The 25391-nt window shown below is 67.1% G+C and carries 18 protein-coding genes; 3 read left to right on the forward strand and 15 right to left on the reverse strand.

Annotated elements, in window-relative coordinates; translation table 11 throughout:
- Positions 1 to 29: 29 nt before the first annotated feature.
- Positions 30 to 1760 (reverse strand): AAA family ATPase, encoded by a 1731-nt coding sequence (locus O7631_RS17590; RefSeq protein WP_278145174.1) that lies wholly within the window; start codon positions 1758 to 1760, stop codon positions 30 to 32.
- Between the two features lie 794 nt (positions 1761 to 2554).
- Between O7631_RS17590 and O7631_RS17595 the strand changes: the two genes are divergently transcribed.
- Positions 2555 to 4591, forward strand: coding sequence for a hypothetical protein (locus tag O7631_RS17595; protein WP_278145175.1), 2037 nt, complete (start codon positions 2555 to 2557; stop codon positions 4589 to 4591).
- A 473-nt stretch (positions 4592 to 5064) separates the two neighbouring features.
- Here O7631_RS17595 and O7631_RS17600 read toward each other — a convergent pair whose 3' ends face one another.
- The 3 genes from O7631_RS17600 to O7631_RS17610 form a co-directional block, all read right to left on the reverse strand.
- Positions 5065 to 6282, reverse strand: a complete 1218-nt coding sequence (locus O7631_RS17600) for a site-specific integrase (protein ID WP_278145176.1) — start codon at positions 6280 to 6282, stop codon at positions 5065 to 5067.
- 3 nt (positions 6283 to 6285) lie between these two features.
- Positions 6286 to 6495 (reverse strand): helix-turn-helix domain-containing protein, encoded by a 210-nt coding sequence (locus tag O7631_RS17605; RefSeq protein ID WP_278145177.1) that lies wholly within the window; start codon positions 6493 to 6495, stop codon positions 6286 to 6288.
- Between the two features lie 1023 nt (positions 6496 to 7518).
- Positions 7519 to 9438, reverse strand: a complete 1920-nt coding sequence (locus O7631_RS17610) for a hypothetical protein (protein WP_278145178.1) — start codon at positions 9436 to 9438, stop codon at positions 7519 to 7521.
- Positions 9439 to 9922: 484 nt separating this feature from the next.
- Between O7631_RS17610 and O7631_RS17615 the strand changes: the two genes are divergently transcribed.
- A complete protein-coding gene (locus O7631_RS17615) occupies positions 9923 to 12355 on the forward strand; it encodes a transcriptional regulator (protein WP_278145179.1) in 2433 nt (810 codons plus the stop codon).
- Positions 12356 to 12797: 442 nt separating this feature from the next.
- Here the strand turns inward: O7631_RS17615 and O7631_RS17620 are convergent, their stop codons facing one another.
- Positions 12798 to 13970: a hypothetical protein gene (locus tag O7631_RS17620; protein WP_278145180.1), complete on the reverse strand. Its 1173-nt coding sequence runs from the start codon at positions 13968 to 13970 to the stop codon at positions 12798 to 12800.
- A gap of 989 nt (positions 13971 to 14959) precedes the next feature.
- Between O7631_RS17620 and O7631_RS17625 the strand changes: the two genes are divergently transcribed.
- On the forward strand, positions 14960 to 16639 hold the full coding sequence (locus tag O7631_RS17625; protein WP_278145181.1) for an alpha/beta fold hydrolase: 1680 nt from the start codon (positions 14960 to 14962) through the stop codon (positions 16637 to 16639).
- Positions 16640 to 16665: 26 nt separating this feature from the next.
- Here O7631_RS17625 and O7631_RS17630 read toward each other — a convergent pair whose 3' ends face one another.
- The 10 genes from O7631_RS17630 to O7631_RS17675 form a co-directional block, all read right to left on the reverse strand.
- Positions 16666 to 17688, reverse strand: a complete 1023-nt coding sequence (locus tag O7631_RS17630; RefSeq protein ID WP_278145182.1) for a C40 family peptidase — start codon at positions 17686 to 17688, stop codon at positions 16666 to 16668.
- 132 nt (positions 17689 to 17820) lie between these two features.
- Entirely contained in the window at positions 17821 to 18129 is a 309-nt protein-coding gene (locus tag O7631_RS17635; protein WP_278145183.1) for a hypothetical protein, read from the reverse strand.
- Positions 18130 to 18182: 53 nt separating this feature from the next.
- Positions 18183 to 18512 carry a hypothetical protein gene (locus O7631_RS17640; protein WP_278145184.1) on the reverse strand — a complete coding sequence of 110 codons (330 nt, stop codon included), beginning with the start codon at positions 18510 to 18512 and terminating at the stop codon, positions 18183 to 18185.
- A 536-nt stretch (positions 18513 to 19048) separates the two neighbouring features.
- Positions 19049 to 19450, reverse strand: coding sequence for a hypothetical protein (locus tag O7631_RS17645; protein WP_278145185.1), 402 nt, complete (start codon positions 19448 to 19450; stop codon positions 19049 to 19051).
- Between the two features lie 122 nt (positions 19451 to 19572).
- Positions 19573 to 20562, reverse strand: a complete 990-nt coding sequence (locus O7631_RS17650) for a DUF932 domain-containing protein (protein WP_278145186.1) — start codon at positions 20560 to 20562, stop codon at positions 19573 to 19575.
- A 78-nt stretch (positions 20563 to 20640) separates the two neighbouring features.
- Complete coding sequence (locus O7631_RS17655; RefSeq protein WP_278145187.1) at positions 20641 to 21933, reverse strand: MarR family transcriptional regulator; 1293 nt, start codon at positions 21931 to 21933, stop codon at positions 20641 to 20643.
- A gap of 192 nt (positions 21934 to 22125) precedes the next feature.
- The gene (locus tag O7631_RS17660; RefSeq protein WP_278145188.1) at positions 22126 to 22500 is read right to left on the reverse strand and encodes a hypothetical protein; all 375 of its coding nucleotides are present in this window, start codon (positions 22498 to 22500) and stop codon (positions 22126 to 22128) included.
- A 196-nt stretch (positions 22501 to 22696) separates the two neighbouring features.
- A complete protein-coding gene (locus tag O7631_RS17665; protein WP_278145189.1) occupies positions 22697 to 23428 on the reverse strand; it encodes a hypothetical protein in 732 nt (243 codons plus the stop codon).
- Between the two features lie 95 nt (positions 23429 to 23523).
- The gene (locus O7631_RS17670; protein ID WP_278145190.1) at positions 23524 to 24213 is read right to left on the reverse strand and encodes a hypothetical protein; all 690 of its coding nucleotides are present in this window, start codon (positions 24211 to 24213) and stop codon (positions 23524 to 23526) included.
- Positions 24214 to 24524: 311 nt separating this feature from the next.
- On the reverse strand, positions 24525 to 25376 hold the full coding sequence (locus O7631_RS17675; protein ID WP_278145191.1) for a replication-relaxation family protein: 852 nt from the start codon (positions 25374 to 25376) through the stop codon (positions 24525 to 24527).
- Positions 25377 to 25391: the final 15 nt, after the last annotated feature.

A 25391-nucleotide genomic window follows, 5' to 3' on the forward strand; every position in this document is an offset into this window, starting at 1 on the left:
GGACCTTGCGGGCGACGGCGAGCAGTTCGTCATTGGGGGTAATGGCTGTCTCCGTAAATGAAACTGTGCAGGTCTGCCAGGTGGTGTCCCAGCGCGACGCCCTTGAACTGGTCCCAGTGCTCGAGGACGAACGCACCCAGCCGTTCACCGGTGTCTTCGCGCTTGAACCATGCCTTCTTCCCGGCCGCTGCGGCAACGGCTCGCTGCAGCTCCGGTAGGGCATGGCCGGCCTCCAGCCATGAGGCAGGGCTCAGCTGGCCCGGTGCGGAGACCCGATCTAGCTTGGCGACGACCGCGTCGCGGACCGGGTCCTCACCGCTGAGCTCGGCGGCCAGCTGCAACAAGTCCGAAAGTCCGTCGATGTCGAGTGCCGAGGTGATCTCGGCCTCCGTGGAGTGCCCGGCCTGCCAGCGAATCACGGCGACGCCCGCGTGAGTGGCGGTGGCGATGTCTGTGTCGAAGTTCGAGTCGTCGTTGTCCACGAGCAGCAGCGTGCTGAAGCCGAGGTCCTGAAAGACCTTGGCCCGCACGGGCGCAGTCTTGCCGCCTCCGTCGGCTAGAGCCACCCCGAGCGCAGCATGTGTCGGTTGGTCGGCGTCGATCTGTTCGGTGTCCCAAGCCCGCAGGAGATGGCGGACCATGCCGACCTCGGTCTTACCTTCGCCCACGATGACTTTGCGGGCCAGTACCGCGCTGGGGCAGGCTCGCAGGGACGACTGGGCGTCGTGGACGACGTCGGGGACCTGGCGCACGGTGGTCTCGCCTTCGGTGCTCCGCACCACGCAGATGTCGGCCGTTTCGAGGGCCTGTACAGCGGAGGGTGAGTGGGTGGTGATGATGACCTGTCCACGGCTGCCAGTCGCACGCTGCTTCACCCGGTGCAATACGTGCAGCAGCCGATGCGGCTCAAGGCCCTGCTCGATCTCGTCGACCAGCATGACGTGCCCATTGAGCGCAGCGCCTTCTTGAACGGCGATGCTGGTCAGTCGGCGAGTGCCCAGGCCTGCGTGCGTGAGGGGCACGGCTCCTTCATGCAGCAGCAGGGCGCTCGTCGACGCGACCGCCAACGGGTCCCACCCCGGCCGCAAGCCCGTGTAAGCAGCACCGCCGATACTGCTGGCGGCCAGAGCGACCGTGTCGGCCGCTGCCTGCAGGGCGGTATGAGACGCGTCGAAGACGGCGTTGCGCGCGGCCCGCCCCGCCAGGGTGACGGCTTGGCTCGCACCAGAGGTCTCCGTGAGCCGAGTGAGCGCGGAGCCACGGCCCCACCGCAGGTGGGTGTCGACTCGCTCGTCGATGCGGAACAGGCCAAGCGCCTTGCGCTTGGAAGCGGTGAGCGGCTGGGTGGTCTCGGTCGAACCAGGCCGCATGACAGTCCACTCAGCCTCAAGGTCTTCATCCACGCGCAGCTGCAGCAGGACGCACTCTTCCGCGCCGTCAACCGGGTCGTGCAGCAGCTGCCCACTCTCGGCAAGTCCGCACAGGTCGAGGCCGAAAGCGCTGTCGGCCAGCATCGTTTCGTCGAGATCGCCGATCAGGAGCTGGAGCACGATGGGCTGGGAGACGTCACACCGGTGGAAGTCAGCGTCGGTGAACTGGACCGTCCATCGCGGGCTCAGCACAAGCGCAATGGCGTCGAGCAAGGTCGTCTTAGTGCTGTCGCCGGGACCGACCAGGCACACAAATCGCTGGCGAGGCAGCGACCAGTCGGCGTGCCGAATGCCGCGGAAGTTGCGAGCGATGACCCGCCGAATCTGCATCGGCGCATTCTACGGCTTGGGCGGACCGACTTGAACTCGAACACCGCGGCGGAAACTGTTCCACAGCCAGGGACGCCGATCAGGCGACTCCTGGTCATTCGAACGGTGGGGCATCGCCAGCCGAGCGGTCCGGAAACCTTGAGGCTCAACCCAACGTGCGGGCGAGCTATTGCGGCGGGCAGAGCAGCCGGCGCAGACGGTGAATAGCCGACGGCAAGGTCGGCTTTGCCTCGAACGGAGTTCAACTCACAGGTTGCGTTAGGCTGCGCTCTAAAACCCGCCAGCCCGGGGGAGGGCGGAAGGAGTTGACTTTGAGGCAGTGGCGTCGAGGTCTCGTCGCGGCTCTGGTGATAGTTGTTGCGGCAGCGGGGATGTGGGCGCTGCTCCGATACGGCCTTCTGTTGTGGCTGCCGAGTGAGAGTGATCCATTACGGCTTGTTATTGAGGGCTTGAGCTGGGTGGTGGCGATCCTCTCGTTCCCCCTCGTGGTCGCTGCGCTCGTGCTCCAGGTGCGGGCCGGGCGGCGTGAATCGACGTCCACCAGCGCGTCACTGCAGCCAAGGATCACCATCAACAATGGTGTTCACGGTCATGGGTCGGGGCAGACTGTCGGTATTGTGACAGGCGGGCAGGTCGCGACGGGAGAAGCCACCCAGTACCCACGCCAACCCGGCGAGGACGTGGGACAGTCCTTGCCGGAGAGAGGCGACGCCCCAGCTGAAGAGCCCACGACCGTCATTAATGGCGGAGTGGCCACTGGGACGGGCGGACTCAGCATTGGACACTCCGGTCCGGTGAGCTATCACCACACCGTTGTCGTTGATCCCTTTCCGCCTGCATCAGAGACGCTTGAGCTGCGGTTGGTGCCGGTCACCGAACTCGACCCTTTCGATCTCGAGGTTCACCGAGCCATCACCGCTCCAGGCGAAGCCGGAGCAGCGCTACCCGGGCTCCCTCGATACTTCTTACGACCGCACGACGAAAAGCTCCGTCAGCGCGTGCAGCATGCTTGCGATGGTACGAGCGAGTTCATCGTTCTCGTGGGTGGGTCTTCGTCGGGCAAGACACGGGCGTGCTGGGAGGCGATCCAGCAATTGCCCGCGCGGTGGACGGTGTGGCACCCCATCTCGCCGTCGCCGTCGCAGGCCGTGCTTGATGGGTTGGCGCGGATACCCCCGTTCACGGTTGTCTGGTTGAACGAACTCCAGCATTACCTGGTTTCACCCGATCCCAGTGTGAGCGAGGTGGTGGCCGCGAACTTGCGCGAACTCCTTCGTGATCACGAGCGTGCGCCGGTGCTCATCGTGGGAACGATCTGGCCGGACTACCTCAACAGGATCACAATGGCCCCTCCTCCGGACCAGGCGGATTTGTACGCGCAGGCTCGTATCCTCGTTGCCGGCAACGAGTTGCCGATCCCCGGGCGGTTCAGCCCAGAGGAGTTGGACGCCGTCGCCGCCGCGGGAGGCGGCGACCCGCGCTTGCGGCAAGCCCTTGCCTTCTCAAGGTCTGGCGAGATCACGCAATACCTAGCGGCTGGGCCGGCCATAGTCGAGCGGTATGAAGCTGCTCTCTCCGCGGCTCGAGCGGTTATCGATGCCACGATCGACCTTCGTCGGTTGGTCGATGACCTGGACTCCTCCCGGTCCTTTCTGGAGCACGCTGCTCCCGGGTATCTGTCGAACTCCGAATGGCAGTCGACCAGCGACGACTGGTTGGACCAGGCACTTGCTTTCGCAGGCGCCAGGTGCCGTGGGGCATCCGGACTAGTGACGCGGCGGAGGCAGAAGCCGGGGCAAAGGGCGCAGGGCGGAGCGAGTTTCACCTTGAGTGACTACCTGGCGCAGTGGGGCCAAATTAACAGGTGTTTCCAGGTCCCGCCGGCGGAGTTCTGGCAGGCGGCCTGTGATCACTTCGCCGACGCCGGAGTCCTCATGTCGCTTGGCTCCGCGGCGGCAGCCAGGTGGCGCCTCCGGCACGCAGCCATGTTGTTCGAGCGGGCTGCGGAGCTCGGGAACGTCCGGGCACTCGTTCTGCTTGGTGAAATGCACGCTCGATCCCGAAACCTCGAACAAGCCGAACTGCACTACCGGCGAGCGGCGGCTGGTGGCGGTACGGACGCGCAGATTGAGCTTGCCCGCCTTCTCGTCGCTCGGGGAGAGGTCGATGAAGCTGAACGGTGGCTGATACTGGCGGCAGGTAAGCACGACGCTAAGGCTCAGCAATTGCTGGCTCAGCTTGCTGAATCGCAAGGAGATAATGGCCGCGCGGAACAGTGGCTACGTGAAGCGGTCGAAACGGCCGGTTTCGAGGGGGCGCGACCGCTCAGGCAGCTAGCACGCCTTCGCTCCGAAGCCGGTGACGCGCGTGAGGCAGCAGAGCTCCGCGCGGAGGCTATGAATTGCGTCCAGGTCTTCGCTCGTCGGCCGTTGGGGGACATCCAACAGCGGAGTGGTGGTGCGGACAAGCTGGAGCGGAGTCTTCGGCGGCGTGTGTCCGAAGCAGAATCTGCCGGGCGCGGGGCGGACCCGCGTGACCTCGTGCTGTTGGCCGAAGCGTGCGAAGACAAGGGCAACCGCGAGGAGGCGGAGGCTTTTGCTGAGCGTGCAGCGTGCGCCGGAGACGTGTCCGCTTTTGGGAGCCTCGTCGTGGTTCGTGGCAACAGCGGCCAGGCTCAAGAGGCGGAAAGATTGGCGCGGCGCGGGACGGACGCCGGAGACAGGAATTGCCTGGCGATCTTGGTCGATGCGTACCCCGACGACCCCGGCTGGCAGCGAATTCGCCGGTTTGGGCTGGAGCCGGATGGCGAGACGGCCACGGATTGGTTCTGAGCTCGGTGGTGGACGCGCGCCGCTCGACTCGACTCGCGATTCGCGCGGTGCCCGGGACGGGCGAGAGCCCTGTTTCGGCTGCCGAGATGTACCAGCGGGTTGACTTCGACGCGACGACGGCCGATGTGGCGGGTTGACCTGTGTGCATCGTCGGATAGCCACGCAGGGCGTCGTGGACAGCCTCGGTGAGCCAATTGGCCGCATTCAACAGCCGTTGCATCCGGTCCGGAGTGGTGCAAGGACTCCTTTACTCGGCCGGTATATGCTTTCACCGACCTGGGCAAACATGCCTGAGCATGCCGCTGGACCACCGGACTACTGGGGGTCAAGGGGTCGTCGGTTCGAATCCGGCCGTCCCGACAGACAGAAAGCCCTGACCAGCGGGAACGCTGGTCAGGGCTTTAAGTTTGTCTATGGGGTTTTGAACCGCCCCCCGAAAACCCCCCTTTTACCGGGGTCGGCAACCAGATTTGTCATCCATGGGCATCGTTGGGTACCGCGGGTGCAGGGCTGTGTCGCTTGCCGTGATCGGTGCCGAGTCGCTCGAGGATGTCCGAGACGTCCGGGGCTTGGGCGGGCTTGGCGATGTAGTACGTGGCGGTGACCTCCTCGCTGGAGTGTCCGAGCTGCGCTGCGGCGCTTTTCGTGTCGGTCTCTTCCTTGATGAGGGTGGCGACGGTCTTGCGGAAGGTGTGGGGAGTGACCCAGGCGAGGTCGGTGTCGGCGCGAGCTTCACGCCACTGACGGCGGACGTTGTTGGGCGAGAGCCAGGTGCCGCGTCGGGAGGCGAAGATCGCGTCGTGGGGGTTGTCGGCGGCGACGAGCTTGCGGGCCATGATCATGCCGACGGCGAACCGGGGAAGGACGACCATCCGCCAGCCGGCGTCGCTCTTGGTCCAGGGTTGGCGGAAGAAGCCCTGGCCCTTGACGAAGACGAGCGTGCCGCAGATCGTCAGGGTGGGGCGTCCGGCGGCGAGGTCGAGGTCCTCCCATCGCAGGGCGAGGATCTCGCCGATGCGGGCGCCGGTAGCGAGCATCAGGTCGACGACGTCCGCCAGGTCGCCGCTGTGCCGTGGTCCGGGCTTCCCAGGGACTGGTCGCTGCCAGTCGCGGATAGCCGTCCGGACGGCCTGGAGATTCTCGTCAGTGAGGGCGACGACAGCGCGCCGGGGTTTGCGGAGCCGGCCAGTGTCGCGTACCGGGTTGGTGGGGATCGCGCCGTGGCGCACCGCTAGGGCGAACATCTGGCTTAGGACGACCTTCGCGCCTTTGGCTGCCGAGGGGCGATCCTTCGCGATGTCCCGCAGGAACCGATCCAGGCGCCCGACGCTGGCTTCTCTGATTCGGAGGTTGCCCAGGGCGGGCAGGATCGCGTTGCGAGTGCTGGTCTCGTATCGCTGGATGGTTTGTGGTGCGATCCGTTCCTCGGTGGTGATCTCTTCGATCCACAGGTCGGCGAGTGTGCTGACGCGGGTCTCCCGGGTGATCTCGTCGTCGTTGGGGGTGGTGCGGTCTCGGAGTTTGACCTTGAGCGCTCGTTCGGCGGCCGGGCCGGTGGTGCCGGTGGCCTCGATGTCGCGGGTCTTGCCGTCGTAGTCGCGGAACCGCGCTCGAGCGCGGAAGCGGTTGGGTCCGAGTTTCTGGGTGCGGATGTTGCCCCAGGTGCCGATGGGCAGTTCGGGTCGGGCCATGAGTCATCGCTCCGCGTCAGTGTGGTCGTCGAGCCAGCGTTCGACTTCGCTGCGCCGGTAGCGCAGGGTGTTGCCGACGCGGATGGCGCGGGGTCCCTTGCCGCGGCTGTGCCAGGCGTAGAGGGTGTTCTTGGGCTTGCCCAGCCAGGAGGCGACGTCGTCGATGGTCAGGAGAGGGTCTGGCCGCCATTCCGAGGCGGCGGGGCCGTTCATCGCCGGCCCAGCGTGTTGGTGCAGTCGGGCAGTCGGTGTCCCGTGACGCGGCCGGCAGGTTGCCGGCCACCTGGCGGGGCGGGATCGGAGGCGGTGTGGGGGTGGGGCGGGCATGGCTGATATGTCCTTTCAGGATCCCGCGGGGATTGGTGGCGGGGGTCGCTGTGGCTGCTGTGCCGGGTCGCGGATTTCATCGACTGTGAATGTTCATCCACCCCTCTTGTTCTTAGGGTGTCAAGCCTCTCGTTGATTGCAGTAATGACGAGGTGCTGCGGGCATCGCGGCTTGTCTGGGCGAAAATAATCGTCTTGAATTGCGAGGCTCGACATCGGTGTCTTGCGCTTTCCTGCCGACTCTTCGCCGAGAAGTGGTGCGGCATTGCGGAGGGACACGCGAGGCTGAGGTGCGTAGAAGTTTGACGAGCAAGCGGTAGGACGCATCCGCGTGGCCCGCTCGACATGGGTGAGGGATCGGAAGTCTTGGAGGGTTCGCATGTTGTGGCCTTTCGGTGAGGTGTGGTGACCGCGTTCGCCCCGGCAGTGGTGCTTAGCAGCGACGTTTCGTACGTCTGCCAGGGAGGCCGAGTTGTTGGAGGACTTTGAGATCAGCAGGCTGACCGGGTTCTGGTCCTGTGTGCCTGAAGGGCCGGCTGGCTCGAAATTCCGCGACATCAGCCGCTCGGTGCGTTCGGCTCAGGCTCGGCCAGCGATCACGCTGGCCGAGCCTGATACCAGAATTCCGCTGGCTTGGAATTGACGAAAGGATGAGTGCCGGTTGAGCATTTCACTCAACCGGCACTCATCCTTGAACTATGAATTGCATCCTGTGACCGTGGCCGCTTCGCCTGCCTCTCATCGACGAGTGGGTCAGGGCTTATCTAGTCGTTTGTTGAACCGGTGGGCTGCTGGCTTCGATGCCGCGGCGCGGTGAGGTAGGAAGCTGCGCAGATGGTCGATGCGATTCGCGTCGGTGTCATCCGCGATGTAGGTGCGGTGGTAGTGGCCCGAGTGGGTTCGCGATCCCTCAGCCGCCTGTCCGATCAGCGAGGCGGCGCAGCGCTGTTCCTGGCTGGGGGAAGGCAAGCCGCAGGGTGTGTGCGGTGAGTCGGATGCCCCACCAGGTGAGGGCGATGAGATAGCCGACGATGAGGGCGCTGGTGGTGTCGGCGGTGAAGACGAGGGCGTAGCCGACGGCGAGGCCGGGTGCGGTGATAGCGCGGATCGTGCGGCTGCGGCTGATGGTGAGGGCGGTGGCGATGCCGACAAGGGCTGCGCCGATGCTGCCGGCGATGGGGGCGATGGTGTTCGTGGAGATGGGTGTGGAGAGGGTGAGCGCGGCGCGCATGAGGTAGATGCCGGCGGTGGCGGTGATCGCGTGGGTGACGGCGGGGCGAGTCATGACGAGCCACGCGGGTAGTGCGTCGGCGGGGATGCGGGGCGCGGTGGCGGCGATGAGGGCGGCGCAGGCTGCGAGGGGCAGGGCAGCGCCGAGGGTCCATTTGAGGTAGGGGGTGTAGTCGTATTCGACGGCGGTGCCGGTGGCGAGGCCATAGAGCGCTGCGGTGATGATGCCGCCGACGACAGTGGTGAGGTAGCCGCGTCGAATGAGGCTGCCTGTGGTGGGTTCGGGTGTTGATGCGGTGGGTGTTCCGGCGAGCAGGGTGGTCGGGGCGAGGTGCGCCACGGCAAGCGCGGTGAGCATGACGAGGGCGCCGGCGGTGCCGAGTTGCGGTAGTGAGGTGCGGACGCCGACGACCCAGGTGCTGTAGGTGGAGATGTAAGCGGTGAGAACAGCTTGCAGGAGCAGGATCAGGGAACAGGCACCGAGCAGTAGCGCACCGGTGAGGTCGCTGACACGTAGACGCACGCGGGGTAGCCGCGCGTTGGCCGCCGCGCCTGCTTCTTGGACGGTGGTGAGGGAGAGCGCCCCGTCGGCGAGGGCGTGAGTGTGGTCGATGAGCGTGGGGGTTATACCGGTGGCAGCGGCGAGCGTTTCGGCCAGCGCGGCTACGCCCGGGGCTGGTCTGAGGACCACCTGCGCGAGGTGCGTTGTGTCGATGTCGGCCGCGTCGAGGATTCCGCCAACTGCGCCGGGGATCTGGTAGAGGAGGGGCTGTACAGCGGCGGTGACGTCGTCGCGGGTGATGACGGTCGGTTGGCGTGGTGCGGGCAGCAGGACAGGGGCTTGGTCTTGGGTCGTGAGTAGCTGCCGGGCGGTGCGGACAGATTCCAGGAGGACACGTTCGACGTCTGCCTCGTTGCTACCAGCCGCAGTGATCGTCGCTTGGAGCGGGTCGGAGTCTGCGGTGGCCGCCTGGACGACGTGTTGGGCGATGAGCTGGTTGAGGCCATGAGCAAGGCTGATCTGCTGTGTCGCCAGTTCGCGGAAGCCGTCAACGGCGGTCTGCAGGACGGTCAGGGTTGCCGGTTCGCGGTCTGCCTGGCATACCAGCACGCAGGAGCCGTCCGACATGGTTACGCCGAGCATCGTGGCGTAGGCGGCGAGGGCGGCGGGAGCGGTGACCAGGGCGGGAGGAGGAAATCCCGCGCGGGCGGCTGCCTCGCTGACGTGTCCGCAGCGGCGTGGTCCCCAGCTCGGCGGAATGGTCACGGTGAGCGCGGTGATCGGCCCGTTGACGTGGACAGCAGCGTGATGGGTGACGTGCCGCAGCACGGTGGCGAGTAGATCCACCGGGTCGGGTTGCGCTTCGTCGGCGGCGGTGATGGGCCGGCCGAGGAGGTCCGTCGGGTTATCGATGAACCGGTGGTCTACCGGCAAGGACATCGCGGTCGTGGTGTCGAGACCGACGTAGATTTCCCCTGCGGGCCCGATAACGACGCCAGGCGGCATGACGGGGCGACCGTCGATGAGGATGGGGATCTTCAGGCCTTGCCGGCTGGCAGTGGCCGCGATGGCCGACGAACTTAAGTCGATCGACAACACAGTGCCCCCGCTTGGCATGAGGGGCAGTCTCGTCCCTGAGGGCAGCCGGATGTCAACCACGATCCGCAGAAAGTGACTCGCTGTACGCGGATGGTGAGAATCTCTCCCGATGGGATAGCCCAAGACACTCACCCTCGTGTATTTGGAAGATCGAGGATCAACGGCAGGGGGACGGGTGCCGCAGACGCGCCGGGGCAGAGACGACAAACTCGCCGAGTATGGTGCACGAGCCACCGTCCGCACTCCATCAGAAGCACGGCCGCGCCGCACGAGGCCGTCCCTCAGAGGGGCCGTTCGCGGCGTCATCGGTGCCGGCCTCTTCCTGGTCACCATTCCGGCGCTGCTCTGGGCTGCGGGTGGGAACCCGCTACGCCGACTGCCGGCCTGGTCGCAGATCCCCGACTGGTTCGCGCGCTCCAGCGGGCGGTTCACCCCGGACTTCCTCATCGGCGCGGCGTTCTGGGCGATGTGGTTGCTGTGGGGCGTGTTCACCCTGCTCCTGCTCGCCGAGATCCTCGCGGCGGTGACCCGCTGGCGTATCCCCATACTCAGGCTGCCGACCCCGTTGCACCGGCTCGTGTTCGGTCTGGCCGGCACCGCCGCGCTAGCCGTCACCCCCGCCGGCCCCCTCAACGCGGCGGGGCACGCGGACCGGCCGTCTACGCCCGCCACCGCGACCGAACACGCCGATGTTCCCCGGCAAGCCGCAGCCCGTGGACCCGCCATCATCCATGTTGGCGAGCAGCGATACCTCTACACCGTTGAGCGACACGACAGCCTGTCCAAGATTGCAAAGGAGTGGCTCGGCGACGCGAGTCGGTGGCCGGAGGTCTGCCGCCTGAACAAGCACCGCCACTTTCCCGTCGGCGGTGTCCTGCGCGACTGCGACCTCATCTACCCCGGCTGGGAACTGCGCCTACCTACCGACGCCCGCCCACCACAAGCCGCCACACCCGCAACGCCCCCCACTCCCCGGTCAGGCCGGCCCGCGATTCCACCCGCAACGCCGAGCGTCGCACCGGACCCGCCCGATCCCGCCGTACCGCCACCCGCGCCCCAGCCATCGGCTGCCACTCCCACCACCACGCGGTCCGCAGCCCCAAGCGGATCCGCTTCGTCGCCAGCGGCGTCGTCGGAGGTCCCCAGCCCCGCTACATCGCCACCCGCGACAAACAGTCCTACGGCGGCCACGGGCGACGACCAGGGTGTTGGGCTATCGGACTCCGGTTGGCTGTCCTGGTCGCTCGCCGCCGCGATCAGCGCCGCCGCCGCGATGCTCTGGCTCCAACGCCGCCGTCGATACAAGGTCGAGCCTGACGATGATCCGCCCACCGATCTGCCCCCGACCGTGGCCCAGGTCCGCCGCGCCGTGGCTGCCCGTAACCCCGAGGCATCGGATACGAGCAGCGACGACGGCCAGCCGCCCGCTCTCGCACCCGAACTCGGGCTACTGCCAGGCGGCGGATCCGGAATCGTCGGAGACGGCGCACACGCTGCCGCCCGCGCTGCCCTCGTCGCCGTGCTGGCCTCCGGCAGCCCACAGCATCCCGACGCCCGCAGCGAGGCCGTCATCGACGCCACCACCCTGACCACGCTGCTCGGCCCGGACGCGGTGACCCTCAGCCCATGGCCGCGCCTGCACGTAACCGACAGCATCAACGACGCGCTCACCATGATCGAGTCTCGGCTGCTGCACCGCAGCCGCATCCTCGACGAACACTCCTTGACCGACCTGGACGAGTTGCGACGGACAGCGCCCGACGAGGAAGCGCTACCGCCCGTCATGCTCATTACCGAGACCCCACCCGCCAGTGCCCGCATGCGCACCAAGGTCGCCCTCGCCCTGGGCGAGGGTTTGCACGTGTCCGCGCTGCTACTGGGCGAATGGGCCCACGGTCACACAATCGAGGTCACCCCAGACGGACATACCACGCTCATCTCCGGGCAGCCCGCAGAACCAGTGCCAACGCGGCTGCCCGTACTCGAACCGGCCGCCGCCATCCAAATCCTGACCACGCTGCGCGAGGCGCAGACCGGCGAACCGCCCGCCATCACCTCACCGACCATGCCGGTCACGATCGTGCCCCTGCACGCCAGCCGCACTGAGATCAAGCCCGCCGGCACGCACCCGGTCGCTGCGACCGCCGCCACGTCCACGGACGACACTGAGTCGGGACGGGCGCGGTTGCGCGTGCTCGGCAGACCGCGTATCGAAGGCATAACCGCGGAAGGCCGGCCACTGCGAGCCAAAGCCCTGGAACTGGCGGTCTACCTCGCGGTGCACCCCGACGGCGCCGCCACCCGCGACATCGGCGAATACCTCGAACCCGATGCCCGCATCAGTCAAGCCGATCAACGCGTCCACACCAACGCCTCGAACCTGCGGCATGTCCTCGGCCGGGCCGGCACCGCTGAGACGAAGAACGCCTACGTCATCAAGTCCGCCGGACGGTACTTGCTCGACCCGGCAACCGTGGACGTCGACGTGTGGACACTGCGCGACCTGATGCGCAGCGCCACCATCGCCACCGAACCACGCCGCCGCGAACTCCTCACCGCCGCCTGCCGCCTCTACACCGCACCGCTCGCGGAAGGCCAGGACTACGAGTGGCTGCAGCCCCACCGCGAGACGGTCCGCCGGTGGGGTACCGAAGCCCATCTAATGCTCGCCGACGACTTGCTGGACAGCAACCCGGAGGCAGCATCTGACCTGCTCGACAAGGCCATCGGACTCGACCGCTACAACGAAGCCCTCTATGCCATGGCGATGAACGCCCGACATGCCCTCGGCGATGCCAGCGGCATCCGAACCCTGCTGCGCGCCCTGACCAAAGCCCTCGCCGACCTCGACGCCGAACCGCACGAAGACACCATCGCACTCGCTAGACAGCTGCGTAACAGCCTGGACGAGAACTAACCGTCTCCGCCAGGCCGCCTTCGCGTAGTGGGCAGCCGGCAGGGTTCTGCTCGCCTTCATCGACCTTGCCGTCAAGCGAATACCGCCGCGATCGGCCTCGGCCTTCCCTGCAGAGGCCGCCGGGCGGTCGGACCCATCCTGCCGCTCGGCTCGTTCCTCGTTACCGGCACTGCGGTCGCCTGCACTCTCGTTGGCCAGCGCTTCGAAGAAGCGGGGACAGTGCCGCATGTGACCTCCTTGATGACAGGACACGGGTGCCAACGTCGCGTTTAGCCGATGTCGGCGCGCGGGGAGGAGTGAATCCGTGGCTATCGTCGACTCGGGAGAGCAATTGTTAGCCCAGAACCCACGCTTTGCGGATCGCTGTGATCGCGGGCGAGGCGCTGTCGGCCTAATGGGCTACGGCCAAGGTTCTCCCCTAGGCCCGCACCGGTTGGCGAAGTCAGTCGCCCGTACCGGGCTGACACGACCAGTCCGTTGGCTCTCCGACGTCGTCTTCTCCCGCGACGACACAGGTCGGAGCGCCGCGACCCGCAGTCCGGAACGGCTGACCGTTGTCGTCGACTATGAGTTCCTTAGTCGCTCCGCCGGAGATTACGATCGCGACTAGGCGCCACTGCACTAGGACAGGCTCGCTGAGCGTGGCATACAAAGAGAAGGATTCCTGATCCCCAGGATTTAGCTCCCAGCCGGGCAACGACTTATATGGCCCCTCCGGCACCTCCCGGTACATGACTTGCGGGTTCTCCTCGTCAAGCCTCACGTTGAGGCCGACGTCACGGATTGCGTCAACGCCGCCAGTGGTGCAGATCGCCACCATGCCGTCCGGCAGTGGAACCCGAGACACGATCTCGATCTGGAAGTCACGAACGCTCACTTGGGAGGGTCGGGTGTTCTCCAGCGTGAGTTCCGCCCACGTGGCCTTATAATCGGCGCCGCCCTTCCTCCACGCCCAGTCCTTCCGTTCCTTACACGCGGCCTCAGGAGGCGCGCCCACCTCAGCGGGTCGCTGTGGAAGGAAGTAGGGAAATACGTCGTCGAATTCTTCACCAATCAAGTGCTCGGGCCGAGCGTCCGCGCGAACCACCGCCAGCACCGGGGGTGCCGAGCTGATGCTGGCGGTCGGAATTACGTCATCCCTGCTGCCACCTTTGGCGACCACGAAGATTGCCGCAGCTGCAATTGCAGCTACTCCTATAAACCCAGCGATAAAGGCGCCGACGATTACAGCCACGTGTCGGCTGGACACGCCGATGCTAGACCCACCTAACGCGACAGTCTGCGTTCCTGAACTGCCAACCATGTTTCCAGAGCCGGGCGGAACCTTCAGCGAGGTGTTGCGGCCTGCCCGGCCTGGTGCTGGCGTCGCGCTCTGCCGTTGCTTTCGGTCGAGGATGACAGCGGACGCGGCTACGGCAATGGCGAGCGCACCGAACGTGGCGAGGGCGGTCGCGCCTGGGTCGTCGCCGAGGTATTCCGTCATAACACCAACTGCGATCGTCAGCAGCGATGTAACCACGACTGCGACCGCCCGAGAGCTCACCATGATCACCTTGGCCAACGAGTTGGGGTGATCAGGGTATCTGTCGCACGCCGAATATTCGCAGAACGCCACCCGTCGCGTCGCCGATGCTGTTCGGTATGTCGCCGTCAACGAAGTGAAGGGGCAGGTCAGGCCAGCCAGTTGATCGGAAACGAGAATCAGGGGTGTCGGGAAGGTGACACTCCCGAGCCATCGGCTGGTGGCCGCTCTCCCACTGATCGGCTACGCACGTCTGCCGGCCCGTGAGTTCCTGCACGCAATTCATACAAACGGACATCTGCAACCGCCGACAATCAGTCTAGAGCTGCACCCAGGCTGAGCCGTGGACCATTGAGCTGATACCCGCCTACAGGCAGCGCGCTACCGTCGGCGTAGAAGGAGACTTGCGTCGCACTTTAGCGAGCGGCTTCCTGCGCTCCGCCACATCGACCGAATAGACCATGATGCACATGCATGGCTACCAGCAGTCGCTGCGGGGGCCGCGGCTGAAGCCGACCCCTCCAGCTTCATTGCCGTGATCTCTGCAGCCACAACGCGGCTTTTGCTAGCGCAAATTCTGATCAGTCTTATCGGGAGCAGGTCAACCTGGGAGGCGCGGTGTCAACCGGACACAAAGGGCGATTGGGATGGATCCTGTTAGCGGCAGTGGTGCTACTGGTGGGGCTGGCCGTGCTGGGACGGAGCGTCCTGGGAAATGGCGAGGTGACGGCGGGCGCGCCAACCGCAGCCCCGAGTAGCGAAGCTGGTGAGCCTAGCGCCAGCCCTCTCAGTAGTTCCCGCGCAGCGAAGCTGTCCGAGCAGTTGACCTCCGGCACGGAGACAGGGTTGCGGGCCGCGCTGGCACTGCCATCCGGTCAGGCGCTGCAACCGGCTGCTGCCAAGCAGTTGGCCTCGTTGGGCTCAATTAGCTTCGATCTCGCCACCTTCACATACCTCGACGGTCAAACGGCAGAGGTCCAGGGCTCGGTGGCTACCCCGCCCGCCGAGATGAGCCCCAACTGGACTTTCACGCTGCTATACCTCGGGAAAGAGTGGAAGCTGGTAGATGGAAGGCCGAGCGCATGAAGCTCCGTATTGCGCTGACCGCGCTGCTGCTGACCGCATCCACGTTGACCATCTCGTCCACCGCTGCACAGGCCGCCGGCTGCAGCAGCAGCTCGACCAATGCGACCGCTAGCCAGGCCGCGGGCCGGCGGCCTGTCATCTTCGTCCACGGCTGGACCTCCAATGGCAAGGGACTGGAGGGCACCGGGAAGGCGCTGGCGGAGCGGACCGGAAAGCGTATCCAGCCCTTTTACTTCGACTACGGCAGCAATAGCACGACGTGGGCAGCCGACAAGATAGTAGCGGGCTGCCTGGCTGACTACATCGTTGCCGTCTCTGATGCTTATGCCAAAAAAAGCGGTGGCGACCGCAAGATCATTTTGGTCGGGCACTCGATGGGTGGGCTGGCGTCGCTCTACGCCGCTCAAAATGGCAAGGCGATGGACCGCATCGGCGGGATGATCACTTTCGATACTCCCTATCTTGGCAGCCCTTTCGGCAACACTGGGGTAGCAGGATGGCTGCAAGGGCTGCACCAGGGTGTCGGCAGCAAACTCATTCCGCCGATTGGATCAGATGCCCAGATTTGCTTGGGGCAACACAAGGATGGCGTCGGGTTGGTGAAGGGCTGCGATGCGAAGCTGCCTGGCTATATGCCGGTCGCGGCGGGGGTGACCGCCATCGCGGGCGACATCACCGTCAAGCGTACTTTCGGTCCCTTCCATTTGTACGATATCCCGCTCAGCAGCGACGGCATTGTGCCCGTCGACAGCCAGCACGGCTACCTGCAAATTCAGAAGAAGGCCTCGTGGCCGATGGGGCAGAAGATCCGCCTGAAGAGTGACAGCTGCACGATCACCAACGACTCGATGATGCGAACGCTTAAGGCCGCCGGTCGAGGCGGGGCGGGCGGGATCATCAGCGCGCTGCTGAGTGCCAACGTGGAGCTGAAGGTAGATGGAAACGCTTTGGGCGGGCTACTGGAGGACAGGCTCACACCGGCGCTGGCCCTCTATTTGGGTGTCGCAACCTTTACCGCCGACTGCAGCCACATCAAGGTCACCAACCACGGCCCCGCATTGGACCATGCGGCTGACTCGCTCAAGGAATACCTCAACCTGTTGGAGCCGGGCACGGCGGTTCGGAACCTGGTGCCCGTCACCTCGGACGGCGAGGTGGCCGCAGGCTGGAGTGTGGTGGATGGAGCGGATGCGGGTGGGGTGGACTGCAGCTTCAACAGCGCCAGTCCGGCGGCCAAGAGGGGCAACATCTACTATTGCAGCCCCAGCGCGGCGAGGGCGGACGCCTGCTGGGTGGAGGCGGGGCGGAACTCTGTGCTGTGCCTCAGCGACCCTATGAGCCGCAAGGTGGTCCGGCTGTGGATGGAGGGCGCGTTCGGGGCGGCGCTGCCGACCGGCCCGGCCGAATACAGCGGCATCCCGTCGCCGATTCGACTGGATCTCGACAACGGCGCACGGTGTCGGCTACGGAACGGTGGCAGCTGGGGCATCCAGGAGAGCAAGCCGGACCTCGTAGGCTTCTATGGCTGCGACAACGGGGAGGTGGTGTGGGCGAGCAGAGACAGCCGCACCGGCATCGACCAATCCAGCAAGACGTGGACGGTCCAGACTGGCAAGGAGTCGGGCGGGCTTACTAGGCGCAAGGTCCAAATAGGCTACTACGTGGCGACCGGCTAGAAATTGTTGTTCGGCCTCATCGTCCATCATCGGGACTTTATACGACGGATCGCCGCGATCTCATCAATCCAACTGCTCAAAGCGGTGATCTTGACGATGTCACCGGTTCTCGGGGCTTGGATGATGAGCCCATCGCCGATGTGCACACCGACGTGGCGGGGGCTTGCCATGGTCCCCTGGCTGCCGCGGATGAACACGAGGTCGCCGGGTAGCAGGAGCGTCGGGTCGGCTACCGATTCTCCGGCGTGGATTTGGTCGGTGGTGACGCGAGGGATGGAGATGCCGGCGGCCCGGTAGGCCGATTGCACGAGCGAGGAGCAGTCGCATTGTTTATCGGGGTCGCCGGAGTGCGGGTCGGTACAGGATCCGCCGAAGTGGTACGGCGTGCCGAGCTGGTTTACGGCCCAGCCGATGGCGGTCTTTACGGCCGGTGGGGTGTTGGCGGGTAACGCGAACCCGGCGGGGAGCGCGTCGAGGGCATCGGGGGCGCAGTCGGTGAGAGTACTGGTCAACTGCTCCACGAGGTGCAGGGCGTTGTCGGTCCACGTGGCGTAGGCGTTGGGGAACGCGGACACCTGTACGGCCTGAGCGGCCTGGGTGAGTGGCATCGTCTGCCAGCCGGGCACGGTCTGGAGCTTGTCGAAGAACTTGCCGGCCTGGTAGGCGGGCTTGGTCAGTTGCACGATCGTGCCCCAGCCTTGGCTGGGGCGTTGCTGGAAGACGCCGATGGAGTCGTGGTCGTTGCGGTCGCCGAGGTAGGGCAGGTTGCGCAGGCCTGATTCCTGCATGGCGGTGGCGACGGCGACGATCCAGCCCCAGCGAGGTACTCCTTTGGCGACCCCGACGTCGATGATCGTGGCGGCGATGTCGAGTTGCTCGGCGTCCCATCGGCTGGCGCCGGGCGGCTGCCCGGAGGGGCGTAGGCCGAGTGGGCCGGCGATGGCGCACCCGCCGGGGCCGCCGCCGGTGACGGAGGACAGCAGCAGGAGGGGCAAGCCGAAACAGGCGATGACGACGACGGTAACGACGCCGATGATGACCTTTGTCATGGTGATGACCTCTCGGGATAGCGAGGGAGGGTCGTCCGCGTTCGGGTGCGCGGCTGGACGCCGCGACGCGCGTTCTAGAGGCCGTAGAGAAGGGGGGCAGCGCGGCGTGGGTTGCGCGGAGGAGACCGGCGATCAGGGTGCTAGCCGCGAACAGCGGGTGGCCCACCTCGACGGGGTGGCGTAGCGCCAGTCCCAGTGGCGGGGCTCCAAGCTGTGCACGTACCAGAGGGCGTTGGCGCCATCGAGGAACACTGCGCCGTTGATCTGTGGGGCGAGCAGGGTCATGGGTTGGCTGGCGCAGGTGGGCAGGTAGTGGCAGTCGGGGTTGTCGTAGGTCGAGCGTGGTTGGTCGTGGTGGATCGGGCAGCGGCGGTCGCAGGCGTGCTCGCGGGCGTTGCGGTAAGTGCGGTGCGTGGCATAGACGTCTCCCTTGATCGTCAAGCACGAATAGGGCGTGGGCCGCCTTCGTAGGCGGCCCACGTTGAGCGGTCGGATCAGTCGGTGGACGTGTGGAGGACGTTGGCGGCCTGGCGTAGCAGTTGCTCGATGACGAGGCCGGCGTCGTAGACGTCGGCGCGGGTGTCGATCTTGGTGGTGTTGTCCCAGTCCCAGGTGCCGACGGCCATAGCGGGGACCTGCCAGAGGTCGCCGCCCTGGTCGAGGAAGAATGCGCGGCCCCGCTGATGGACCAGCAGCGTGAGAGGTTGAGTGGCGCAGGTGATGGTGCAGGCACAGCCCGACTCGTTGTAGGCGGTGCGCGGCAGGCGGTAGTGGACGATGCAGCGGCAGTCGCAGACGTTGCCCCACGCCGGCGTGTACGTCACGGGTTCCTCCGCAAGGGGTGAATGCGCGTACGCCTCGGTCGCCGCCGGCGTTGGGGCGGCTTCCGAGGCGTACGGGTTGGGTTGGGGTGTCAGGCCGGCATGGGTTCGACGGCGGGATGGTGGAGGTGCCACGCGGTCGGGGGAGCAGGTCGTCCTGGATCTGGCCGGGCTCTCGGCGGTGAGCACGTAGGCCGGCAGTTGCGGTATGTGTTTGCGTCGGGCGCGGTCGAGGCGGTGGGTCCTGTCGATGGATAGCGTGGCGGGCAGCGTTCGTTGACGCTGATCTGCGCCACGATCAAGGGCTCGGCCAGGTCGGTGGTCATGGCGTAGGTCCGGTCGAGTGCGGTGTTGGTCGGGCCGATGAGGCTGGTTGCCCACGGGTTGGGGTTGTCGAGATGGGCAAGGCCGTATGCGGCGGGCCTACGCTGGCAGGTCCGAGGGTTCGGGTGTCGCGAGGCGACTCCGCGATCAGCGCCTGCGCGGCGGGGATCGAGAACACGGCCTGAAGTGGAATCAATGAGGTAGGCGGAAGCCGGTCACTGGTGGTCGATCTTCGCGGTGAGGCGGGTGTAGATCGCGATGCAGCGCAGGATCAGTTCGTGTGACGGCAGGGTCAGCAGTTGTAGTCGCTTGTCGTCGCGGAGTTGGTCCCAGATGAGGACGGTGACGCTGGCCGACCACAGGTCGATGAGGATGCCGTCGATCTTGGCGTGCTGCTGGTTGGCGATGATGCGCCGCAGCGTGTCGATGAGGGTGGGGTCGCCGGGTGGGTGGTTGGCGTCGTCGGGTCGTTGCGCTTCAGGGAGCAGGGTGTAGCAGTCCTCGCAGGTGGATTGGACGCGCGGCGGGTCTTCGGTTTCCCGCAGCTGGACGTCGGCAGCAGGCAGGCCGCACACCGACTGTCGAAGGTCGTGGGGGTGACGGATGTCGCGGATCATGGGCGGGCCCCGTCCGGTCTGATCCGCGCCCCGGTAATGCCCGGCAGTGCCATGGGTGTGTCCGTCTCGTGCAGGCCGGGGCAGCGATCCGCGGACCGCTGCCCCGACGGGTCGAGGTGTGGTCAGACGTTCAGCAGGTCGAAAGCGGCCACCTTCAGCTCGCCGACATTTCCGGTGAGCACCCGGTTGGCGCGGGCGAACTCGTTTTTGGCGGGCTGGTAGTGGTCGAGGTACTCGGTGATGGCCTGGTAGCCGGCCCACCGGGTGCCGGAGATGGCTTTCTGGGTGTCGGCCTCGCGGATCAGGTATTTGAGGGTGCCGAGGCGCTGCTTGGCGTTGTTGTGGGTCTGCGCGGACGCGGTGTCCTTGACCGGCCAGACCTCGGCGACGACCTTCTCGAACTCGCGCATGGTCAGCTCGGTCTGCAGCATTCGCTCGGCTGCCTTCTCGAACGTCTCCATGTACGTCCACATCAGGCCCAGCGCCTCGCGGGCCTGGCTGATCTGGGAGTTGACGTTGGAGGTGTGTCGGAACGTGTAGTGCCCGGCAGAGTGGGCGAACGCGGCACGTTGGGTGTTCGCGCACACGACCCTGATCGGGCTGGCGTCCACCCGCAGCGCCGCGGTGCCGTCGTGCGAAGTTGTGCCAATCAGGTAGAGATCCAGCCGGTCCACCCCAGCGATTTCCATCGCCGTCGGCAGCTTCATCGTGACGAACACCGACTTGCCGCGACGGAGGCTGCCCGCGGTTTCGAAGTGGGCTCCGCCCACCTGATCGACCAGATGATCGAGCATCTCGGCGCACTGCTCGTTCTGGACCACGGTGTAGTCGGTGCCGACGATGCCCAGGTACTCAGTCTCGCCGGTGACCGGGTTGCGGCGCACGGTCATGCGCTTGTCGTCCGCGGGGATCTGCACCTCGACTCCGTCGACGATGTCGATGCCGACGGTGCGGATGGTCCGCACACCCCAGTCGCCGAGCCGGGCGGCGGCCATGATCTCCTCGGCCTTCATCGTGTCCTGGGTGACGGTGCCCAGCTGGTGCCAGGCCGACAGACGTGCGCTGGCGAAGGCGGTCGTTCCGTCGACGAACGTTTCCAGTTCGTGGGGCACGGGGTTCTCCTTCTCGATATGCCCGCGGGGGCCGAGCGCACCCGCTCGGCCCCCGCGATGAGTTGGGGATGGTGGGGGTCAGGACTGATCGGCGTCGTTGTCGTCCAGGCCGGGGTGGTGCGCGCTGGTATTCGCGGTGGGGCTCGGGCCCGACTGGGCCGGGTAGGTGAAGGTCAGTGGCGCATCGGAGACCAGGAGGATCCGGCCGGCGGCGGCGGCCTTGGTGCAGTTGTTGCGGACGGCCCCGGAGCTGACCGCGCGGCCGAGCTGTCCGCTGATGGCGGTGGCGATGTCCTGTGGACTCATCGGCCGGCCCGGGTTCGCGGCCAGGACGTCGAGGGTCAGCTTCTCCAACTCGCCCCGGCCGAACGGCTGGCTGCCGTCGGCGTTGGCGGTCGCGTCACCGCGGCCCACACTCGCAGTGATGCCCGGCGCGCGCGGCGGTGTGCGACGGGGCAGGGTGACGACGTGGGTTTCGCCGTCCGGCGCGACGACGTGCAGCGTGCCGTCTGGGCGGATCAAGGGCAGCACCGCCGCCGTGGCAGTCGGCGCGGTCGCCAGGCCACGGATGACCTGGTAGCACAGCGGGCAGCGGGGCGGTTCCGGGTTCGGGTCGACCTCGCTGGCCTTGGTCGGGCCGGCGATCCACCGCTGCGGCAGGCCGGGCAGCCGGCGAGCGGCGTCAGCCTGCTCCATAGCGGTCAGCAGCCGAGAGGCGGTCGGGTGGCTGATACCGCTCTCGCCCACGATCAGCTCCAGCGTGGCGCCGATGTCTCCGTAGTCGGCCAGGACGCCCTTGATGGCCATGACCTTGCGGTCACCAGGGCGCGCGGCCTGCACGACCGCGACGATCGGTGCCTGCTCGTCCTCGCCACGGTCGGCGTCGTCCACGGTTGCGCCGTCGGACTCGGTCGCGTCGTCGCTGTCGCTCTGGCTGCCTGATTGGTCCGCCGTCTCGGTGTCAGGCGTGTCGACGGCGGCATCGCTGCCGTCGTCCGGTCGATCGTTCTCGGCGTCGCTGCCGTGGACCGCATCGGTGGGCTGGTGGCCTACCTCCATGCGCGGATGGTCTGCCGTGTCGTCGGGGTCCGGGTCGCCGATCTCGGTCTCGCCGGCCGCGTCGGAGGGCAAGAATGTATCGGCGTTGCCCGGCGTGGCGAGGGTCCACCGGGCGGGGGTGCCCTCGGCCGGGTCGGCGTCGGGGTCCACCGCGATGATGACACCGGCGTCGGCCAGGGTCTTGATCGCCTTGTCGGTGGTCGAGCGGGCCTTGCCGGACTTGTCGGCCAATTCGTTGACGTCGCCCTGACCGAGGTCGGTCAGGGCGTTGAGGACGGCCTGCGTGGCAGGCGTCAGCGACAGCTGTTCCATCAGGGTTTCCTTCCGTGGGAACTGGTGGGGGCGCCGGGCACGGTGGTGTGCCGGGCGGTGGTATGCCGGGCGGTGGTGTGCCGGGTCGCGAGCAACGGTCAGGGCGGCAGGCGCGTGACGTGGTGCGCCGCCGAGGGGTGCTGCCCAGGCGCGGACGGGTGCTCGTGGGGTGGGTGGTGATGCGTCGGCCCGTCATTGGCGGGGGAGGGCCTCGTCGGCCGCGGCCTGCAGGATGAACAGGCGGTTCTTGGTAGGGTCGCGGTAGATCCCGGCGTCGGCTTGGGACAGCGACAGCGGGTTGTCGCTCCCGGTCGGGCGAAGCCCTTGATGTGGGGGACGTGTCCGGCGAGGTTCTGCCGGCGGCAGGAGTCGGTGTGCGGCAGAATGACCATGACCGTGGCGCCGGGGTTGCCGCAGCATCGGCCAGCCCGGGTTTGCCTCGGCGTGCGCGGCCCGAGCCTCGTCGCCGATGAAGGTGTCGACCCAGTTGCGGGCGCACCGGTACTTACGGGCCTGCTCCCCAATGGTGTCTAGCAGGCCGGCGACCGTGCTGATGGAATCGCTCATGTCGTCTTCGTTTGTTGGTAGGGCGCCCAGTCGGTCCACCGCGAGCAGCAGCTCGGCGCGCGGGTGCCGCAGATTGGCGGCGGCTTCGGGCAGGCGCGCGGCGGGCGGAGACGGGGTCGGCGGCGTGTTGGTCGAGGGTGCGGCCGGTCGTCGCGGTCGGCCGATCGTGTCGAGGGCAGCATCAGGTGCCCCCGCTCTAACAGGTGAGGTGGGCGAGTTCAGCGGGGGTGAGCTGGGCGGGGGTGCGGTTGCGCCAGGCGTCGGAGTGGCGCAGGTGCCACCAGCGCAGCAGCGACCGGCAGGCCGTGGTGAGGTCACCGCACGCAGGCAGCTGATACACCGTGGCGAGCGGGGCCTGGTGGTGCGGCCGGGGGATGTACGCGGTGGGTGTCCACCGGTGCTCGGCCTTGGTGACCTCGCCGACGACACGATCCGGGTAGGGGATATCGAACGCGGTGGCGGCTTCGACGTCGGGCACCACCAGCCACGTGTGCGGGTTCTTCCGCTGCAGGGTCGCGACGCCGCGTGACGGATCGCAGCGCCGCAGGAGCAGGTACCGCTCGTCGCCGTCGCCGATCGGCCGGTGGTTGCTCCAGGCGTGGTAGCAGGTGACGAGCGTGGCCCCGAGGACGTTGTGTCTTTCGCTGGCGACGAGCGCGTCGGTGAGAGTTTGGTGATAGCCGGCGATGTGCAGGCCGGCGCGGGCGGCCAACCTTTGCCGTGCCGTCTCGGCGAGCACACCCACCCGGGCGAGGGCCTGGTCGAGGGTGGTGGTGCTGTCGGTGAAGTCGATGGCGGTCTTGTGCAGGATCCGGGCGAGGTCGCCGAGCGGATCGGGGGTGGCGGTGTCGTGGCGCCACAGGTGCTCGGGCAGGACGTCGTTGGTGTCGGCGGCGATGCGCCGTAGGGCGGGATCGGTCAGGAACACGAGGGTTCTCCTTCGCAGACGGTTGGGTTGTGGGCGTGGCGAAGGCCGGTCGCGGCGGAGCTGCGACCGGCCTTGGGTGTTCAGGCGGTTGGTGCTTAGGCGATGGCGACGGCGCACAGTCGGGCGCTGGAGCGCAGGCCGCGCACGTAGGCGCATGCCTCGTTGAGGAAGCGGAACCGGTCGGCGACGGAGTCGCTGGTCGGGGTGAGTAGGCGGCCGTCGGTGGTGATCAGCCCGTCGCCGATCAGCGCGATGCGCCAGTGCAGGCCGACGTAGGTGGCTTCGCCGGCCTGGTAGACGGACAGCTCGTACGGGTCGAAGGACAGGGCGAGCATCGCCAGGACGCGTGGCTGTTGCTCAAAGCGGCGGCGGGCCTCAGCCACGCTGACCTTGGCCGGGTCGGCGTGGTGCTGGGCGAGGTAGTCCTCGAAGGGACGGGCCGGACGGGTGGTCGCGGCGATGTGGGTGTTCCAGGCACGCCAGCGCAACGCGGCGTGGTGGGAGGCTTTGGCGGCGGTGCCGGTCAGGTCGAGGCGACCCTTGCGGCCTCCGGCGGCCATGGTGACCGCGCCGAAGCGGCGGGCGGCGTCGAGCAGGTAGTAGCCGAGGAAGCGGGTCAGCCAGCCGATGAGGCGGCGGTGGCGGACGTGGTAGCGGCGGGCGGGGGTGCCGTTGGCGTGCAGAAGATCGTTGACCTTCTCCGAGGCGGCGAACCAGTCGGCGTCTTCGCCGGGGGCGAAGCAGACGGTGATCACCGAAGCGGTGAGCGGGGTGGGCGTGGGCATGACGGGGTGCTCCCTTCGCGAAACAGAGGGCGTGGGGTGGGGGAAGCGCGGTGGTGCCACCGAAGCGCGCGTCTGGACCGGGGAAGCTGCCGTGAGAGGCGCGGGGCGTGGATCAAGAGCCGACCGAGGGTGGGCTGTGGGTGATCCTGCTGGCGCGGGCAGATCCGAGGAGGACCAGACGGGCGGCGGTGCGAGCAGAGAAGTGAAGCTGCACCGTAGCTGTGCGGCCTGACAGCCCCAGCGTTGTCAGAAACCTCGGACCTGGCCGTGAGCTGCGCTGACAGGAACCGCCGCAGGCGTGTCAGGGTCTGTCAGGGCACGAAGACGCCCTCGTCGTAGTTGGGGTTGTCCGCCACAGGCTGCCCGTGGTCGCTCGGCAGCTCGGCGAGCCGGACCCGGCCGGTGCCGCCGCCGGGCAACCACACTGCCTCGGTCGGGTCGCAGGCGTGGGTCGCGGTGGCGACGGGAACGCCGCTGATCCGGCCGCGTAGGAGCCGGTGCAGGTGCTCCTCACGAGGTTCGCTGCCGAGCCAGAACAGCACCGGGTAGCGGGGACCGCCGCGGCGGATCAGCTGGTCGTACCGGTCGAGTTTGGCCACCACCCGGCCGAGGGGTTCGGTGCCGGTGTCGGCCTCCAGGAAGAACCCCACGGTGGCGTCGGCGACGCTCCACAGGCCGTGCCCGTCGGCGGTGATGGTGCGGAACTGCTTCGTGGTCATCGTCTCGGACCACCACCGGTCCAGCCGTGCCTCGGGGTGCTGGCGCGTGCGCGCGGTGAGCCGGACGAAGAATTCGTTGGCCGCGAGCAGGTGGTTCAGACTCGGGTTGGCCGAGAGCCGGTCGACGATCTGACGGCTGGTACGCACGGTCGGTTCGGGCTGGCGGTGCGCGGCGGCCTGGAACCGGTGCCCCTGGTGGCCGAGCGTCCAGTGCCACGGATAGCTACCACCCCCGGCGCGGGCGAACCGGAACCGGTCCAGCAGGCCCAATGCGGCCAGCTCACCGAGGCGGATCTGACAGGTCCGGCGGGCGAGGAACAGCATGCGGTGGATCTGATCGGTGGTGAGGACCTGGTGGTCGTCGAGCAGCTGCAGAAGCCGGCGGTCACGGCTGGTGATGTGGGGATAGATGGTCAGGAGGCTGACCGATCGTGATTGCGGCATGTGGATACACCCCTG

Origin of the sequence: Micromonospora sp. WMMD967 (assembly GCF_029626165.1) — a bacterium.
In the GTDB taxonomy this organism is placed as follows: Bacteria; Actinomycetota; Actinomycetes; order Mycobacteriales; family Micromonosporaceae; genus Micromonospora; species Micromonospora taraxaci.

Coding starts and splice junctions, on each gene's coding strand:
- O7631_RS17590 (WP_278145174.1), bottom strand. CDS start 1,760: ATGCAGATTCGGCGGGTCATCGCTCGCAACTTCCGCGGCATTCGGCAC.
- O7631_RS17600 (WP_278145176.1), bottom strand. CDS start 6,282: ATGGCCCGACCCGAACTGCCCATCGGCACCTGGGGCAACATCCGCACC.
- O7631_RS17605 (WP_278145177.1), bottom strand. CDS start 6,495: ATGAACGGCCCCGCCGCCTCGGAATGGCGGCCAGACCCTCTCCTGACC.
- O7631_RS17625 (WP_278145181.1), top strand. CDS start 14,960: ATGAAGCTCCGTATTGCGCTGACCGCGCTGCTGCTGACCGCATCCACG.
- O7631_RS17630 (WP_278145182.1), bottom strand. CDS start 17,688: ATGACAAAGGTCATCATCGGCGTCGTTACCGTCGTCGTCATCGCCTGT.
- O7631_RS17645 (WP_278145185.1), bottom strand. CDS start 19,450: ATGATCCGCGACATCCGTCACCCCCACGACCTTCGACAGTCGGTGTGC.
- O7631_RS17655 (WP_278145187.1), bottom strand. CDS start 21,933: ATGGAACAGCTGTCGCTGACGCCTGCCACGCAGGCCGTCCTCAACGCC.
- O7631_RS17660 (WP_278145188.1), bottom strand. CDS start 22,500: ATGAGCGATTCCATCAGCACGGTCGCCGGCCTGCTAGACACCATTGGG.
- O7631_RS17670 (WP_278145190.1), bottom strand. CDS start 24,213: ATGCCCACGCCCACCCCGCTCACCGCTTCGGTGATCACCGTCTGCTTC.
- O7631_RS17675 (WP_278145191.1), bottom strand. CDS start 25,376: ATGCCGCAATCACGATCGGTCAGCCTCCTGACCATCTATCCCCACATC.